At 73.2% G+C, this 15,711-nt stretch carries 9 protein-coding genes and 1 riboswitch; of the genes, 2 read left to right on the forward strand and 7 right to left on the reverse strand.

Features of this window, described 5'->3' with window-relative positions:
• Positions 1–10: 10 nt before the first annotated feature.
• From ACFWW8_RS14650 to cobG, 3 genes are read right to left on the reverse strand one after another with little or no spacing between them, the layout of a single operon-like run.
• Positions 11–1,540, reverse strand: a complete 1,530-nt coding sequence (locus tag ACFWW8_RS14650; protein ID WP_386528254.1) for a precorrin-2 C(20)-methyltransferase — start codon at positions 1,538–1,540, stop codon at positions 11–13.
• Complete coding sequence (locus ACFWW8_RS14655) at positions 1,537–2,184, reverse strand: precorrin-8X methylmutase (RefSeq protein WP_386528256.1); 648 nt, start codon at positions 2,182–2,184, stop codon at positions 1,537–1,539. Before ACFWW8_RS14655 ends, ACFWW8_RS14650 begins: the two co-directional genes overlap by 4 nt.
• A complete protein-coding gene (gene cobG, locus ACFWW8_RS14660; RefSeq protein ID WP_386528258.1) occupies positions 2,181–3,482 on the reverse strand; it encodes a precorrin-3B synthase in 1,302 nt (433 codons plus the stop codon). Before cobG ends, ACFWW8_RS14655 begins: the two co-directional genes overlap by 4 nt.
• A gap of 371 nt (positions 3,483–3,853) precedes the next feature.
• Positions 3,854–3,932, forward strand: a riboswitch (cobalamin riboswitch).
• 53 nt (positions 3,933–3,985) lie between these two features.
• Between cobG and cobN the strand changes: the two genes are divergently transcribed.
• Together cobN and ACFWW8_RS14670 are read left to right on the forward strand one after the other, a co-directional pair.
• Positions 3,986–7,603: a cobaltochelatase subunit CobN gene (gene cobN, locus ACFWW8_RS14665; protein ID WP_386528261.1), complete on the forward strand. Its 3,618-nt coding sequence runs from the start codon at positions 3,986–3,988 to the stop codon at positions 7,601–7,603.
• 229 nt (positions 7,604–7,832) lie between these two features.
• Positions 7,833–10,049 carry a germacradienol/geosmin synthase gene (locus tag ACFWW8_RS14670; RefSeq protein ID WP_386528264.1) on the forward strand — a complete coding sequence of 739 codons (2,217 nt, stop codon included), beginning with the start codon at positions 7,833–7,835 and terminating at the stop codon, positions 10,047–10,049.
• Between the two features lie 110 nt (positions 10,050–10,159).
• Here ACFWW8_RS14670 and ACFWW8_RS14675 read toward each other — a convergent pair whose 3' ends face one another.
• The 4 genes from ACFWW8_RS14675 to ACFWW8_RS14690 all read right to left on the reverse strand — a co-directional run bounded on the left by ACFWW8_RS14675 (position 10,160) and on the right by ACFWW8_RS14690 (position 15,591).
• Positions 10,160–11,395, reverse strand: coding sequence for a GNAT family N-acetyltransferase (locus tag ACFWW8_RS14675; protein WP_386528266.1), 1,236 nt, complete (start codon positions 11,393–11,395; stop codon positions 10,160–10,162).
• Between the two features lie 89 nt (positions 11,396–11,484).
• Positions 11,485–12,747 (reverse strand): YncE family protein, encoded by a 1,263-nt coding sequence (locus tag ACFWW8_RS14680; RefSeq protein WP_386528269.1) that lies wholly within the window; start codon positions 12,745–12,747, stop codon positions 11,485–11,487.
• A gap of 157 nt (positions 12,748–12,904) precedes the next feature.
• Positions 12,905–14,056 (reverse strand): XdhC family protein, encoded by a 1,152-nt coding sequence (locus ACFWW8_RS14685; protein ID WP_386528272.1) that lies wholly within the window; start codon positions 14,054–14,056, stop codon positions 12,905–12,907.
• Between the two features lie 71 nt (positions 14,057–14,127).
• The gene (locus tag ACFWW8_RS14690; RefSeq protein WP_386528274.1) at positions 14,128–15,591 is read right to left on the reverse strand and encodes an NCS2 family permease; all 1,464 of its coding nucleotides are present in this window, start codon (positions 15,589–15,591) and stop codon (positions 14,128–14,130) included.
• Between the last annotated feature and the right edge of the window lie 120 nt (positions 15,592–15,711).

Below are 15,711 nucleotides of genomic sequence, written 5' to 3' on the forward strand. Positions count from 1 at the left end.
GGGGTGGGGGTCAGCCGTAGCGGCGGGGCGTCCAAGTGAGGCGGGAGCCGTCGGGGCGGTCCGTGACCCGGGTCTGCGAGGAGCCGATCAGCAGGATCGTGCGCATGTCGACCTCGGACGGCTCCAGTTCGGCGAGCGTGACGATCCGCACCGACTGCTCCGGCCCGCCCACGTCCCGCGCCACGACCACCGGGGTCTGCGGCGAGCGCAGCTCCAGCAGCAGTTCGCGGGCCTGCGCGACCTGCCAGGTACGGGTCCGCGAACCGGGGTTGTACAGGGCGAGCACCAGATCGGCCGCCGCGGCGGCGCGCAGCCGCTCCGCGATGACCTCCCACGGCTTGAGCCGGTCCGAGAGGGAGACGGTGGCGTAGTCGTGGCCGAGCGGGGCCCCGGCGGCGGCCGCGGCCGCGTTGGCGGCGGTCACCCCGGGCAGGACCCGTACGGGCACGTCCGCGTACTCCGGCTGCGCCGCGGCCTCCAGGACGGCGGTGGCCATGGCGAAGACGCCCGGGTCGCCGCCGGAGACCACGGCCACCCGCCGCCCGCGGCGGGCCAGGTCGAGGGCGAACTCGGCGCGCTCGGACTCCACCTTGTTGTCCGAGCCGTGCCGCACCTGGCCCGGCTTGACCGGCACCCGGTCCAGGTAGGTGGTGTAGCCGACCAGCACCTCGGCGTCGGCCAGCGCCCGCCGGGTCTCCGGGGTGAGCCACAGCGGGCCCGCCGGGCCGGTGCCGACGACCACGACCCCGCCGGGCCCGGACGGCACGCTGCCCGGGTTGCCGATCCGGCTGGGGACGACGGCGACGGCGAAGTACGGGACGGACCCGGGATCGGTGTCGGCGAGGATGCCGGTGCGCTCCCCGTCCATGGTGGCGCGCTCCACGTAGCGGGCCTCGGCGAGCCGGCCGCTGCGCTCCATGGCCCCCAGGACGGCGGGGAAGGTGCGGCCGAGCTTCATGACGACCGCCGAGTCGGTGGCGGCGAGACGCGCGGCGATCTCGTCCTCGGGCAGGGTGCCGGGCAGGATCGTCAGCACCTCCTCGCCCTCGACGAGCGGCGTGCCGAGGCGGGCGGCGGCGGCGCTCACGGAGGTGACGCCGGGGATGACCTCGGTGTCGTACCGGTGCGCGAGCCGCTTGTGCATGTGCATGTACGAGCTGTAGAAGAGCGGGTCGCCCTCCGCGAGCACGGCGACGTTCCGGCCGGCGTCCAGGTGCGCGGCCAGGCGGGCGGCGGCGGACTCGTAGAACTCGTCCATCGCGCCCTGGTAGCCGCCGGGGTGGTCGGTGGTCTCGGTGGTGACCGGGTAGACCAGCGGCTCCTCGACGTGGTCCTCGCGCAGGTGCTTCGCGGCGATGGAACGGGCGATGGAACGGCCGTGCCGGGCGCTGTGGTAGGCGACGACGTCCGCGGCGGCGATCGCCTCGACCGCGCGCAGGGTCATCAGGGAGGGGTCGCCGGGGCCGAGTCCGACGCCGTAGAGGCGTCCCGCGGTCGACTCGGCGGTCGGCTCGGCGGCCTGTTCGACGGCGGCGCTCATTCGGCCACGCTCGCGATGGCGTTGACGGCGGCGGCCGCGATGGCGCTGCCGCCGCGGCGGCCCCGCACGATCAGGTGGTCGAGCCCGGAGGGGTGCGCGGCGAGGGCGTCCTTGGATTCCGCCGCACCGATGAAGCCGACGGGCACGCCGATGACGGCGGCGGGACGCGGAGCGCCCTCCTCGATCATCTCCAGCAGCCGGAACAGCGCGGTCGGCGCGTTGCCGACGGCGATGACCGAGCCCTCCAACAGGCCCCGTTCACGCCACACTTCGAGTGCGGCGGCGCTGCGCGTGGTGCCCATCCTCGCCGCCAGGTCCGGCACGGAGGGATCGGAGAGGGTGCAGATCACGTCGTTGCCTGCGGGCAGCCGTGTGCGCGTGACACCGCTGGCGACCATCTGCACGTCGCACAGGACCGGCGCGCCCGCCTCCAGGGCGGCGCGTGCCCTCAGCACCACCTCGGGGGTGTACCCGAGGTCCTGCGGAAGGTCGGTCATCCCGCAGGCGTGAATCATGCGCACCGCGACCTGGGCGACCGAGGCGGGCAGCCCGGAGAGGTCGGCCTCGGCACGGATCGTGGCAAAGGACTGGCGGTAGATCGCGGCGCCGTCCTTCTCGTACTCGAACACTGTGTACTCGCTCATCTCTTCACTGCGTCTTCGGAGGTGGTGCGGGCTGCCGTGAGGGCGGCGGCCAGGTCGGGACGGTACGGCAGGGGCCGTCCGTGCACGGAGAGGCGGTAGCCGTCCGCGGTGGCGAGGGCGTCGACCCAGGCGGTCCCCCGCGGGTGGCCGCACCGGCGCTCGCAGCCGGACCAGTGCACGGGCAGGGGGCCGCGGGACGCGTGGACGACGGCGGCCGCGTCGGCGCGCACGTCCGCGAGGGACTTGGCGCAACCGGGCCGCCCCGTACAGGCGGTGACGGACCGTCGGGGGTCGTCGGCGGCGGTGATCAGACCGGCGTCGGCGAGCCCGGCGAGGGCCAGGCCGGCACGGTCGGCGGGCAGGCCCGGGACGACGATCCCGCGCCAGGGCGTGAGGCGGAGCCGTCCCGTGAGACCGGCCAGGCGGCGCCACTGGTCACCGGTCAGCCGCCCGAAGGGCGCCAGGACGGACAGCGCGGCGGTCCCGCCGGGGCCGGACACGAGGCCCGGTTCGGGCGCGGCCGGGGCGCCGGCCTGCCGGGCGGGCACGGGGGCGCGCTCGGCGGCGATCCCGGCGGCGACGAGCCGTACGGTCAACCGGGCGCAGGACAGGGCGTGTTCGGGGGGCAGCTCGTTCACCCGCCAGGCGCGGGTGCCGGCTTCGCGGGCCGCGTCGAGGAAGTACGCGGCGGCCACCAGGGCGGCCCGGGGGGCGTCCGACGCGGCGACGAGCGCGCCGTCGCGCGAGCCGGCCGTCCACAGCAGGGCCCGGCCGTGGTCCCGCGCGGTGAGGTTCACGTCCGCGGCGAGGGAGGCGACGTCGCCGCGGCCGTCGTCGAGGGCGAAGAGGAAGCGTCCGGACAGGGCGGCCGCGGCCGGGTCGGCGCACAGCAGTCCGTCCAGTTCCGGAACCCAGGGCGCCACGTCGGGCAGCCCGCGTCCGTCCAGGCCGGTCAGCGGCGACGCGACGACGTTGCGGACCCGCTCGTGGGCGGGGGCGGGCAACAGCCCGACTGCCGCCAGCAGCTCCGCCAGCTCGCCGCCGCAGCTCGCCCCGAGGCCGCGCAGCTGTACGTTGCCGCGCGAGGTGAGATCGAGGTGGCCGTCGCCGAGTCGCTGCGCGGCCTGCGCCAGGGCCAGGGCGGCCCGGCCGTCGAGCAGCCCGCCGGGGATGCGCACCCGCGCCAGGAACCCGTCGTCGGCCGTGTGCAGCCGCAGCGCGCCGGGGCAGGCGTCACCGCGGTCCCGTATGACGGGTTCGTCGCGCGGCACGGCGGAGGCGGGCGGGGGCGGGGGCATGGCGGCGAGCATACCCACGATTCCCGCCCCCCGACCTGTGTCCGTCACCACCCCGGAGCCCGGCACACCGCCCGCGCGCGAACAGCCGGTCACCAGCCCCGTCCAGCCCCGCCGGCGTGTGAGGCGCGGGGTCCGGGGCGGAGCACCGGGGACCGGACCCCGCCGCACCGACCCGCACGCCCGCCGCCGGCGAACCGACACCCCCACCCGCCCAGGCAGCCCCGGCAGCCCCGCCCCAGACGGACCCGTCAGCCCCAACGGACGCCCGCGGACCGGCGGGACCAGCCCCCCACTCCCGGCCAGGGATCACGCCACCTAGGATGACCACCGGCAGGCCGCTCGGCCCGCCATCGCCGAGGACGGCGATCTGGGAGGAAGCCCGGTGCGATTCCGGCGCGGTCCCGCCACTGTGAACCCCGCGCAGCGCTCGGCGGGGTGAGTCAGGAACTCCCGCCGACCTCACTGCCCGGGGCGCGGAAACCCCGAGGAAGGCCTGCCGCCGCATGATCCTGCTGCTGTCGACGTCCGACACCGATCTGCTCAGCGCCCGCGCCGCGAACACGGCGGACGGCCCCGTGCCGTACCGGTTCGCGAACCCCTCCCGCCTTCCCCTCGACGACCTGCCCGGCCTCCTCGACGGGGTCGGCCTCGTCGTCGTACGCCTCCTCGGCGGCCTCCGCGCCTGGCAGGAGGGCCTCGACGTACTGCTGGCCCCCGACCAGCACCGCCCGGTCGTGGTCCTGACCGGTGAGCAGGCCCCGGACGCGCAGCTGATGGAGGCCTCCACGGTCCCGATCGGCATCGCGGCCGAGGCCCACGGCTACCTCGCCCACGGCGGCCCCGCCAACCTCGGCCAGCTGGCCCGTTTCCTCTCCGACACGGTCCTGCTGACCGGCCACGGCTTCGAGCCGCCCGCGGCCTCCCCGACCTGGGGCCCGCTGGAGCGCACCGCCGGCCGGACCGACGGCCCCCGGGTCGCCGTGCTGTACTACCGCGCCCACCAGATGAGCGGCAACACCGCCTTCGTGCACGCCCTGTGCGAGGCCGTGGAGGCTCACGACGCGCAGCCCGTGCCGCTGTACGTGTCCTCCCTGCGCGCCCCCGAGCCGGAGCTGCTGGCCGCGCTCCAGGGGGTCGACGCCGTGGTCACCACCGTCCTGGCGGCCGGCGGCACCAAGCCCGCGACCGCCTCGGCCGGCGGCGACGACGAGTCCTGGGACGCGGGCGCCCTCGCCTCCCTCGGCGTACCGATCCTGCAGGCCCTGTGCCTGACCGGCTCGCGCAGCAACTGGGAGGAGAACGACGAGGGCCTCTCCCCCCTGGACTCCGCCACCCAGGTCGCCGTGCCCGAGTTCGACGGCCGTCTGATCACCGTTCCGTTCTCCTTCAAGGAGTTCGACGCGGACGGCCTGCCCGCCTACGTGGCCGACCCCGAGCGGGCCGCCCGCGTCGCGGGGATCGCCGTGCGCCACGCGCGGCTGCGGCACATCGCCCGCCGCGACAAGAAGGTCGCGCTGGTTCTCTCCGCGTACCCGACCAAGCACTCCCGCATCGGCAACGCGGTCGGCCTGGACACCCCGGCCAGCGCCGTCGAGCTGCTGCGCACGCTGATCGCCGGCGGGTACGACTTCGGTCCCGTCGAGGGGATCCCGGGCCTGGTGTCGGGCGACGGCGACGAGCTGATCCGCGCCCTCATCGAGGCCGGCGGCCACGACCAGGACTGGCTGACCGAGGAGCAGCTGGCCCGCAATCCGGTCCGCATCCCGGCCGCCGACTACCGGCGCTGGTTCGCGCAGCTCCCCGCCGAGCTGCGCGAGAGCGTCGAGCGGCACTGGGGCGAGGCGCCGGGCGAGATGTTCGTCGACCGGTCCTCGAATCCGGAGGGCGACATCGTCCTGGCGGCCCTGCGCCGCGGGAACCTCCTCATCCTGATCCAGCCGCCGCGCGGCTTCGGCGAGAACCCGATCGCGATCTACCACGACCCGGACCTGCCGCCCTCGCACCACTACCTGGCCGCGTACCGCTGGATCCAGGCCCGCACGGAGGACGGCGGATTCGGCGCCGACGCGATGATCCACCTGGGCAAGCACGGCAACCTGGAGTGGCTGCCGGGCAAGAACGCGGGCCTGTCCGCGGCCTGCGCGCCCGACGCCGCCCTCGGCGACCTTCCGCTGATCTACCCCTTCCTGGTCAACGACCCGGGCGAGGGCACGCAGGCCAAGCGCCGCGTGCACGCCACCCTGATCGACCACCTGGTGCCGCCGATGGCGCGCGCGGAGTCGTACGGGGACATCGCGCGCCTGGAGCAGCACCTCGACGAGTACGCGCAGATCTCGGCGATGGACCCGGCGAAGCTGCCGGCCATCCGCGCCCAGATCTGGACCCTGATCCAGGCCGCGAAGCTCGACCACGACCTCGGTCTTGACGAGCGTCCCGACGACGAGGGCTTCGACGACTTCCTGCTGCACGTCGACGGCTGGCTGTGCGAGATCAAGGACGCCCAGATCCGCGACGGACTGCACGTCCTGGGCGGCGCCCCGACGGGTGCGGCCCGGGTCAACCTGGTCCTGGCGATCCTGCGCGCCCGCCAGATCTGGGGCGGGACGACGGCCCTGCCGGGCCTGCGCGAGGCGCTGGGCCTGGACGAGTCCGCGGCCACCCGCACCTCGGCGGACGCCGTCGAGGAGACGGCCCGCGCCCTGGTGCAGGCGATGGAGGACGCGGACTGGTCCCCGGAGGCCGTCGCGGCGGTCGCCGGGGGGCACTCGGCCGACGTCGCCGCGGTCCTCGCCTTCGCGGCGCGGGAGGTGGTTCCCCGCCTCGCGGGCACGGTGGACGAGATCGCGCACGTGGTGAGCGCCCTGGACGGCTCGTTCGTCCCGGCCGGCCCCTCGGGCTCGCCGCTGCGCGGCCTGGTGAACGTCCTGCCGACCGGCCGCAACTTCTACTCCGTCGACCCCAAGGCCGTCCCGTCGCGACTCGCCTGGGAGACCGGCCAGGCCCTGGCGGAGTCGCTGCTGACCCGCTACCGCACGGACAACGGCGAGTGGCCCGCGTCCGTCGGCCTGTCCCTGTGGGGCACCAGCGCCATGCGCACCTCCGGCGACGACATCGCGGAGGCCCTGTCCCTGATGGGCGTTCGCCCGGTATGGGACGAGGCCTCGCGGCGCGTCACCGGCATCGAACCGATTCCGCTCGCGGAGCTGGGCCGCCCCCGCATCGACGTCACGCTGCGCATCTCGGGCTTCTTCCGCGACGCGTTCCCCCACGTCATCGGCCTGCTGGACGACGCGGTGCGGCTCGCGGCCTCGCTGGACGAGCCGGCGTCGGACAACTACGTCCGCGCCCACGCCCAGGCGGACCTGGCCGAGCACGGCGACGAGCGGCGCGCCACGACCCGGATCTTCGGCTCGCGCCCGGGGACGTACGGGGCGGGCATCCTCCAGCTGATCGACTCCCGCGACTGGCGCACGGACGCCGACCTCGCGGAGGTCTACACGGTGTGGGGCGGGTACGCGTACGGCCGCGGCCTGGAGGGCCGTCCGGCGCGCGCCGAGATGGAGACGGCGTACAAGCGGATCACGGTGGCCGCGAAGAACACGGACACCCGCGAGCACGACATCGCGGACTCGGACGACTACTTCCAGTACCACGGCGGCATGGTGGCCACGGTGCGCGCGCTGCGCGGCACGGCCCCCGAGGCGTACATCGGCGACTCCACCCGCCCGGAGACGGTCAAGACCCGCACCCTGGTGGAGGAGACGTCCCGCGTCTTCCGCGCCCGCGTGGTGAACCCGAAGTGGATCGAGGCGATGCGCCGCCACGGGTACAAGGGCGCCTTCGAGCTGGCGGCGACGGTCGACTACCTCTTCGGCTACGACGCCACGACCGGCGTGGTGGCGGACTGGATGTACGACAAGCTGACGGAGACGTACGTCCTGGACCCCGAGAACCGCGCCTTCCTGGAGGAGGCCAACCCATGGGCCCTGCACGGCATCGCGGAGCGGCTGCTGGAGGCCGAGTCCCGCGGCATGTGGGAGAAGCCGGACCCGCAGGTCCTCGAAGCACTGCGCCAGGTGTACCTGGACACGGAGGGCAACCTGGAGGGCGAGGCGGAGTAGCCCGCCCCCGGGGTGCCCCCCGCGGGGCCGCGCCCCGGTCTCCACGGTGAAGGCCGTCCCGCCCCCCGTACCGGGTGCGGGGCCGCCGCGCCGCGGAACGGCGGGTCCGTCACCTGATGCGGTGAACTACCCCTTAGGCCGGCTGCAGCACGGGTAGGGCACTGCTGATCTCGTGCGGGGGCCGGGCCCAACCGGTCCCCGTACCCATGGACGAAGGGCCGACCCTGCCGTGACGCAGCCGTTTCAACTGCCGGATTTCTACGTGCCTTATCCGGCGCGACTGAACCCCCACCTGGAGGACGCGCGGGTACACACCAAGACGTGGGCGCGCGACCTCGGAATGCTGGAGGGCTCCGGCGTCTGGGAGGAGAGCGATCTCGACTCGCACGACTACGCGCTGCTCTGCTCGTACACGCACCCCGACTGCGACAGCGACGCGCTGTCGCTGGTCACCGACTGGTACGTGTGGGTGTTCTTCTTCGACGACCACTTCCTGGAGATGTACAAGCGCTCGCAGGACCGCGAGGGCGCCAAGGCGTACCTCGACAGGCTCGCGGCCTTCATGCCCATGGACCTGTCCGACGGGTTCCCCGAGCCCACCAACCCGGTCGAGGCCGGGCTCGCCGACCTGTGGGCGCGGACCGTCCCGGCGATGTCCGCGCACTGGCGGGAACGGTTCTCCGAGTCCACGAAGAACCTCCTCGACGAGTCGATGTGGGAACTCGCCAACATCAACATCGGTCGGGTGTCGAACCCCCTCGAATACATCGAGATGCGCCGCAAGGTGGGCGGCGCCCCCTGGTCGGCCGGCCTCGTCGAGTACGTCTCCGCCGAGGTCCCGGCGCGCGTGGCGCACTCGCGGCCGCTCGGGGTGCTGCGCGACTCCTTCTCCGACGCCGTCCACATCAGGAACGACATCTTCTCCTACGAGCGCGAGGTCGCCGACGAGGGCGAGCTCTCCAACGCCATCCTGGTGCTGGAGACCTTCCTCGGCTGCTCCACCCAGGAGGCCGCCGACGCCTCCAACGACCTGCTCACCTCCCGCCTCCAGCAGTTCGAGCAGACCGCCCTCGCCGAGCTGCCCCAGCTGTTCGCCGACCACGCGATGGACCCGGCCGAGATCGCGGCCGTCCTCGCCTACGCCAAGGGCCTCCAGGACTGGCAGTCCGGCGGCCACGAGTGGCACATGGTCTCCAGCCGCTACATGAACAAGGAGGCGAAGGCCACCGCGCCCCTGACCCTCCCCTTCCTCCCGGCCGGGCTCGGCACCACCGCGCTCGACCTCCGGTCGGTCTTCACGCGGCGCTCCATGGAGATGCGCCGGCGCTCCTTCACCCACGTCCCGTTCCAGAAGACCGGCCCGTCCGTCATCCCCGACATCTACATGCCGCACCCGCTGACCCTCAGCCCCCACCTGGCGCACGCGCGCGAGGAGTCGGTGGCGTGGTGCGGGCGGATGGGCATGCTGGACCCGCAGCCCGGCGACCCCGGCTCGGCGATCTGGAACGAACAGAAGCTGCGGGGCTACGACTTCGCGGTCTGCTCGGCGGGGATCGACCCCGACGCCACCCCCGAGGCGCTCGTCCTGAACGCGTGCTGGCTGAGCTGGGGCACGTACGGGGACGACTACTACCCGGTGGTCTTCGCCCAGGCCCGGAACCTGCCCGCCGCGAAGGCCGCCACGGCGCGCCTGATCGCCATGATCCCCGTGGACCACGCCGAGCAGCCCGCCCCGGCGACGGCCATGGAGCGCGGGCTCGGCGACCTGTGGGTGCGCACGAGCGCCGGCATGTCCACGGAGCAGCGCACCGAGTTCCGCGACACCCTGGTGGACATGCTGGAGGCCTGGCTCTGGGAGGTGGACAACCAGATCCAGAACCGCGTCCCGGACCCGGTGGACTACGCCGAGATGCGGCGCAGCACCTTCGGCAGCCGGTTGACGATGTACCTGTGCCGGCTCGGCCACCAGGGCCGGGGCATCCCGGAGGAGATCTACGCCTCCGGAACCATCCGGTCGCTGGAGAACGCCGTCTCGGACGCCGCCTGCCTGATCAACGACATCTACTCGTACCAGAAGGAGGTCGAGGTCGAGGGGGAGGTGCACAACTACGTCCTCGTCACCCGGAACTTCTTCGACATCGACTACCCGCGGGCGCTGCACATCTGCCACGCGCTGATGACGCAGCGCACCGAGGAGTTCGAGCACATCGTGGCGAACCAGCTGCCGCTGCTCTACGACGACTGGAAGCTGAGCGCGGAAGCACGGTCCGCCCTCGACGCGTACGTCGGCGAGCTGAAGGACTGGCACGCGGGCATCCTCAACTGGCATGAGAAGATCGCCCGTTACCGTCCACAGGACCTGCACGCGCTGCCCGACGGGCTGTCCACCGGCATCTGGGCCTCGGACTTCGGCATGTCCGCGGCCCGCATCTCGCTGCCCGCCTAGGCCGTCTCTTCCGGATCGTGCCGGGTCCTCGCCCGGTCCGGGGGCGGTGGCGGGGGCGGTCCGCTCGCCCGCCCCCGCCACCGCCCCCTCGGGTCCGGGAGCCGTACGCCTCAGAACTCGTCGGCGGTGTGCGGCAGCAGATCCGTCCGCAGGGCCGCGTCCAGCGCCGCCGCCGCTCCCGGCGTGGGCTCGGCGACCAGCCCCGCGGCGACGAGTTCGACGGCCCGGGTCCCGCCCAGGTAACAGGCGGCCAGCTCCCGTACGTCCAGCGCCAGGTCGGGGGCGGCTCGGGCCGGATCGTACGCGGCGCCGTCCGGGCCGGCCTTGAGCCGGAACCGTCCGGCGTTCGCGGGGAGCCGCGCGTCCGTCAGCTCCAGCACCAGTTCCACCGGCGCGGCCCAGGTGCGCGCCGTCAGCGCCGCCCGTACGTCGACCAGCCGCAGCCAGAGCGCCGGGAACTGGGCGGTGACGCGCACCTGGTCCCGGTCGGCCGCGAAGTGGAGCAGCGGGTCGTCGGCCGGGCGGCCCCAGGCCCGGACCCGGCCGGTCAGGTCGAGGGCGGCGACGCATTCCCACAGGGCCGCGGCGACCGCCGGGGTGCCGGCCTCCAGCTCGTCGACGCGGACCAGCCCGAGGGTGCGCCCGGTACCGTCGCCGCCGCCCTCGGGCTTGGTGCGGTAGAGGACGTACCCGGCGACGGGCTCGCCGGGATCCCCCAGGACGATGACCCGGGGCGGACCCAACTCCTCATCTTCCTCGTCCTGTTCGGAAAGCCACTCCTCGGTCCAGCGCTCGGCGTCGCGGGTCGGGCGGCCGGCCCGCAGCGCGCGGGCGCGCTCGTGGAGGGGTCCGGCGGCGGCCAGCACCTCGTCCGCGCCGAGGAGCCGCAGCGGGCGCCGGTCGGGGGCGATCCGCAGGGCGAGCGGGCGGGTGGAGTCGATCTCGACGGTGACGCCGGTGGTGGCGCCGCCGAATCCGAAGCGGCCGTAGATGGCGGCCTCGGAGGCCCACAGGGCGGCGAGCGGCCGGCCCGCGGCCGCCGTACGGCGCAGCTGCCCGGCCATCAGGGCGGTGAGGACCCCGCGTCGGCGGTGGGTGGGGGCCACGGACACGAAGGTGAGCCCGGGGCAGGGCAGGTCCGCGCCGGGTACGGAGAGCCGGAAGTCGTGCGCGGCCATGAACCCGACGAGGGAGCCGCCCTCGTACGCGCCGAGCCGCTCGCAGCGGGTGAGGAGCGCGTGGTGCTTCTCGCGGCGCTCCTTCTCGGGCCGGTCGTGGAAGACCAGGTACGCGAGCTCCAGAGCACGGTCGATGTCGGACTCGGGTACCTCGCGGATGTCCACCATGATCGCGAGACTAATCGGTCATGGCGGACCGGTCGCCCCATAATGGCCGGATGTGCCCGCCCGGCGACCACGGGGCGACCGCGAACGGGTCAGCGCGCCGCGGGGCCGGTCCATCCGGCCGGGACGTGCCCGATCCGGATCCGCTGCGGGTGGTCCCCGACGGGGACGGAGACCCGCTTGAGGCCGGTCGCGAAGTCGATGGCGGTGACCTGGTCGGAACCGCTCTCGGAGATGACGCAGGCGGTGCCGTCTCCGTCGACCGTGGCCCAGTACGGCTTGTCGGCGGGCACCAGCGGACCTTCGGCGAGGGTGGCCCGGTCCACGACGGTCGCGTAGTCGTCCATGGTGCCCGCGACGCAGAGCCTGGCGCCGTCCGGGCTCATGGACATGCCGTGGTGCCGGGAGTCGTTGACCCAGGTGGTCCGGTCGGCGCTGGTGTCCGGGTTGCCGGGGAGGGTCTTGAGCCGGGTGATCCGGTCGGTGGCCACGTCGTACTCCAGGAAACCGTTGAAGAACGACACCTGGAAGTACAGCTTCGACTCGTCCGGGCTGAAGGACACCGGCCGGACGGCGTCGGAGAGGTCCGGGCGGCCGAAGGCGTCGAGGCGCTCGCGCATGTCGATGACGCGGACCGTCCGGAAGGTGTGCGCGTCGACGACGGTGATCTTCCGGTCGCCCTTCGTCCAGTCCAGCCACGGTGCGTCGAGGGCGGTGTTCACCTCGCCGATGGAGCTGTTCCAGAGGAACCGGCCGTCGCGCGTGAAGGTGTTCTCGTGCGGCTTGTCCCCGGTCCGGAACGAGCCGAGCCCGCGGCCGGTCGCGATGTCGAGGACGTGGACGGTGTTGGCGGTGGAGGCGGAGACCGCCACGCGGGCTCCGTCGGGCGAGACCGCCATGTGGTCGGAGCGGAAACCGGCGACGGGAAAGCGCCAGTTGATCCTTCCCGAGCGCACGTCGATGGAGACGACGTCGGCGAAGCTGGGCCGGGAGACCACGACGGCGGTGCCGTCGGGGGTGGTGTACATGTCGTCCACGAACTGGTCGTGGCCCTCGCCGGCGGTTTCCCGGACGCCGAGGAAGAAGGCGAGCCGGACCGGGTTGAGGTAGATCTCGCGGAGCCGCTCCGCCTTGTCGGGGATCACGTTGATCCGGCCGACCTTGCCGAGGCTGCCGGTGGAGTCCAGGACGTCGGCGGTGCCCTCCCAGTTGTTGCCGACGAAGAGCACCTCCCGCAGCCCGTCGGCGGGAGGTGCGGGCGCCGGTCCCGCGGCGGGAGCGGCTGTCGCCGGTCCCGCGGCGGCCAGCAGGGTGGCCGCGGCGAGCAGGCCCAGGGTGCGCAGGGTGCGTGACATCCGTTCGACTCCGATACGGGGAAGGGATGGAGAAGGTGCCTCCTGTTACCGGCCGGTAAGGTAAGGGAAACGCCGAAAGGGCGCAACCCCTGCGGGTGGCGCCCTTTTCTCACGTTCGGCGTTCAGGCGCCGGGGCCTGCGTCGCGGGATCCGCTCTTCAAGCGACGGAGCCTATGCGGCCGATCACCGTGCTGGAGGCGTCCGGGTGGATCGGGATGTGCGCGCCGGTGAGCGCGACCCCGGTGCCGCCGCGGCGGTTGGCGACGATCTCGGCGGCGATGGACAGCGCGGTCTCCTCCGGGGAGCGGGCGCCGAGGTCCAGCCCGATCGGGGAGCGCAGGCGGGCCAGTTCCAGCTCGGTCACGCCGACCTCGCGGAGCCGCTTGTTGCGGTCCTCATGGGTGCGGCGGGAGCCCATGGCTCCGACGTAGGCGACGGGGAGCCGGAGGGCGGTTTCGAGGAGCGGGACGTCGAACTTGGCGTCGTGGGTGAGCACGCACAGGACCGTCCGGCCGTCGACCTCGGTGGCCTCCAGGTAGCGGTGGGGCCAGTCGACGACGACCTCGTGGGCCTCGGGGAAGCGGGCCTTCGTCGCGAAGACGGGCCGGGCGTCGCACACGGTGACCCGGTAGCCGAGGAACGTGCCGATGCGCACGAGGGCGGAGGCGAAGTCGATGGCGCCGAAGACGATCATGCGCGGCGGCGGGACGCTGGACTCGACCAGCACCTTCAGCGGCTCTCCGCAGAGCCTGCCGTCGGCCCCGATCTCCAGCACGCCGGTCCGGCCGGCGTCGAGCATGGCGCGGGCCTCCTCGGCGATGGTGCGGTCCAGCTCGGGGTGTCCGCCGAAGCCGCCCTCGTGGGCCCCCTCGGTACGGACGAGCACGGCGCGGCCCATGAGCTCGTCCGGGCCCTCGGCTACCCGCGCGACCGCCGCGGCCTCACCCCGGGCGGCGGCGGCCAGCGCGGCCGCGAGCACCTCCCGGGCGGCGGAGCCGACGGGCACCGGGGTGACGAGGATGTCGATGATCCCGCCGCAGGTCAGACCCACCGCGAAGGCATCGTCGTCGCTGTACCCGAAGCGCTCGGTGACGGTCTCGCCGTCCTCGAGCGCCTGTCGGCACAGCTCGTACACCGCGCCCTCCACGCATCCACCGGACACCGAGCCGATCGCCGTGCCCTCGCCGTCGACGGCGAGGGCGGCCCCAGGCTGGCGGGGCGCGCTCCCGCCGACCGCCACGACCGTGGCGACGGCGAAGTCACGTCCCTGCTCGACCCACCGGTTCAGTTCTTCGGCGATGTCCAGCATGGGGGCCTCCTCGGAGGGGTTCGGTTCCAGTATCGGATGCGTGGAGGGTCAGGTACGGGTCACGGCGGGGCCTAGCCGACGCCCAGCCATCCCTCGATGGGGTGCAGCGCGAAGAAGACCAGGAAGATTCCGGCCAGCGCCCACATGAAGGCGCCGATCTCGCGCGCCTTGCCCTGCGCCACCTTGATGGCGACGTAGGAGATGACACCGGCGGCGACGCCGGCCGTGATCGAGTACGTGAAGGGCATGATCACGACGGTCAGGAAGACCGGGATGGCGGTCGCGCTGTCGGCCCAGTCCACGTGGCGGGCGTTCTGCATCATCATCGCGCCGATGACGACCAGGGCCGCGGAGGCCACCTCGCCGGGGACGATCTGCGTGATGGGGGTGAAGAAGAGGCACGCGGCGAAGAACAGGCCGGTGACGACCGAGGCGAGACCGGTACGGGCTCCCTCGCCGACGCCCGTGGCCGACTCGACGAACACGGTCTGGCCGGAGCCGCCCGCGACGCCGCCGATGGCGCCGCCGGCGCCGTCGATGAACAGCGCCTTCGACAGGCCCGGCATGCGGCCCTTGTCGTCGGCCAGCTTTGCCTCGGTGCCGACGCCGATGATGGTGGCCATCGCGTCGAAGAAGCCGGCGAGCACCAGGGTGAAGACGATCATGCCGACGGTCATGTAGCCGACGTCGCCCCAGCCGCCGAAGCTGACGTCGCCGAAGAGCGAGAAGTCGGGCATGGAGATCGCGGAGCCCTCGAGCTCCGGCGAGCCGTTCTTCCAGGCCTTCGGGTCGATGTCGACGATGGCGTTGAGGATCGCGGCCAAGACCGTGCCGCCGACGATGCCGATCAGGATCGCGCCGGGCACCTTGCGGGCCTGGAGCATGAAGATGGCGATCAGGGTGACGGCGAAGAGCAGGACGGGCCAGCCGGAGAGCTCACCGGTGGCGCCGAGCTGGACGGGGGGCATGAACTCCCCGCCGTTGCCGACGAAGCCCGCCTTGACGAAGCCGATCAGGGCGACGAACAGGCCGATGCCCATGGTGATCGCGTGCTTGAGCGCGAGCGGGATCGCGTTCATGATCATCTCTCGGAGGCCGGTGACGACCAGGAGACAGATCACGACGCCATAGACCACGCACATGCCCATGGCCTGCGGCCAGGTCATCTGCGGGGCCACCTGCGAGGCCAGTACGCCGGACACCGAGAGGCCGGCGGCGAGAGCCAGCGGCACCTTTCCGACGAAGCCCATCAGCAGGGTGGTGACGGCCGCGGCGAACGCCGTGGCGGTGATGATCGCCGAGGCGGCCATCGTGGTGCCCTCGACGTCCTTGCCCGAGAGGAGCAGGGGGTTGAGGAGCAGGATGTACGCCATGGCCATGAAGGTCGTGATACCGCCACGAACCTCGTTGCCGACGTTGGATCCTCTGAGCGTTATGTGGAAGTACCGATCGAGCCAAGACCGTCCGGCGGGGTTCCGAGAGCCGTCGCCGGCCTCTTCCGCACTGGTCTTGGGCTCCACAGACGATTGGGTCATGGTGCCTAACTCCCAAGGTTCAAAGGGGCACCCGCATGAAGATTGGAGACGCGGGATTTGGGAAACTCCGTTGGCTGCACGACCCGGGGTGACGGCCCGAGGCGACGCGAATGTTCACTG

It is taken from the genome of Streptomyces sp. NPDC058701 (assembly GCF_042715295.1).
Classification (GTDB): Bacteria; Actinomycetota; Actinomycetes; order Streptomycetales; family Streptomycetaceae; genus Streptomyces.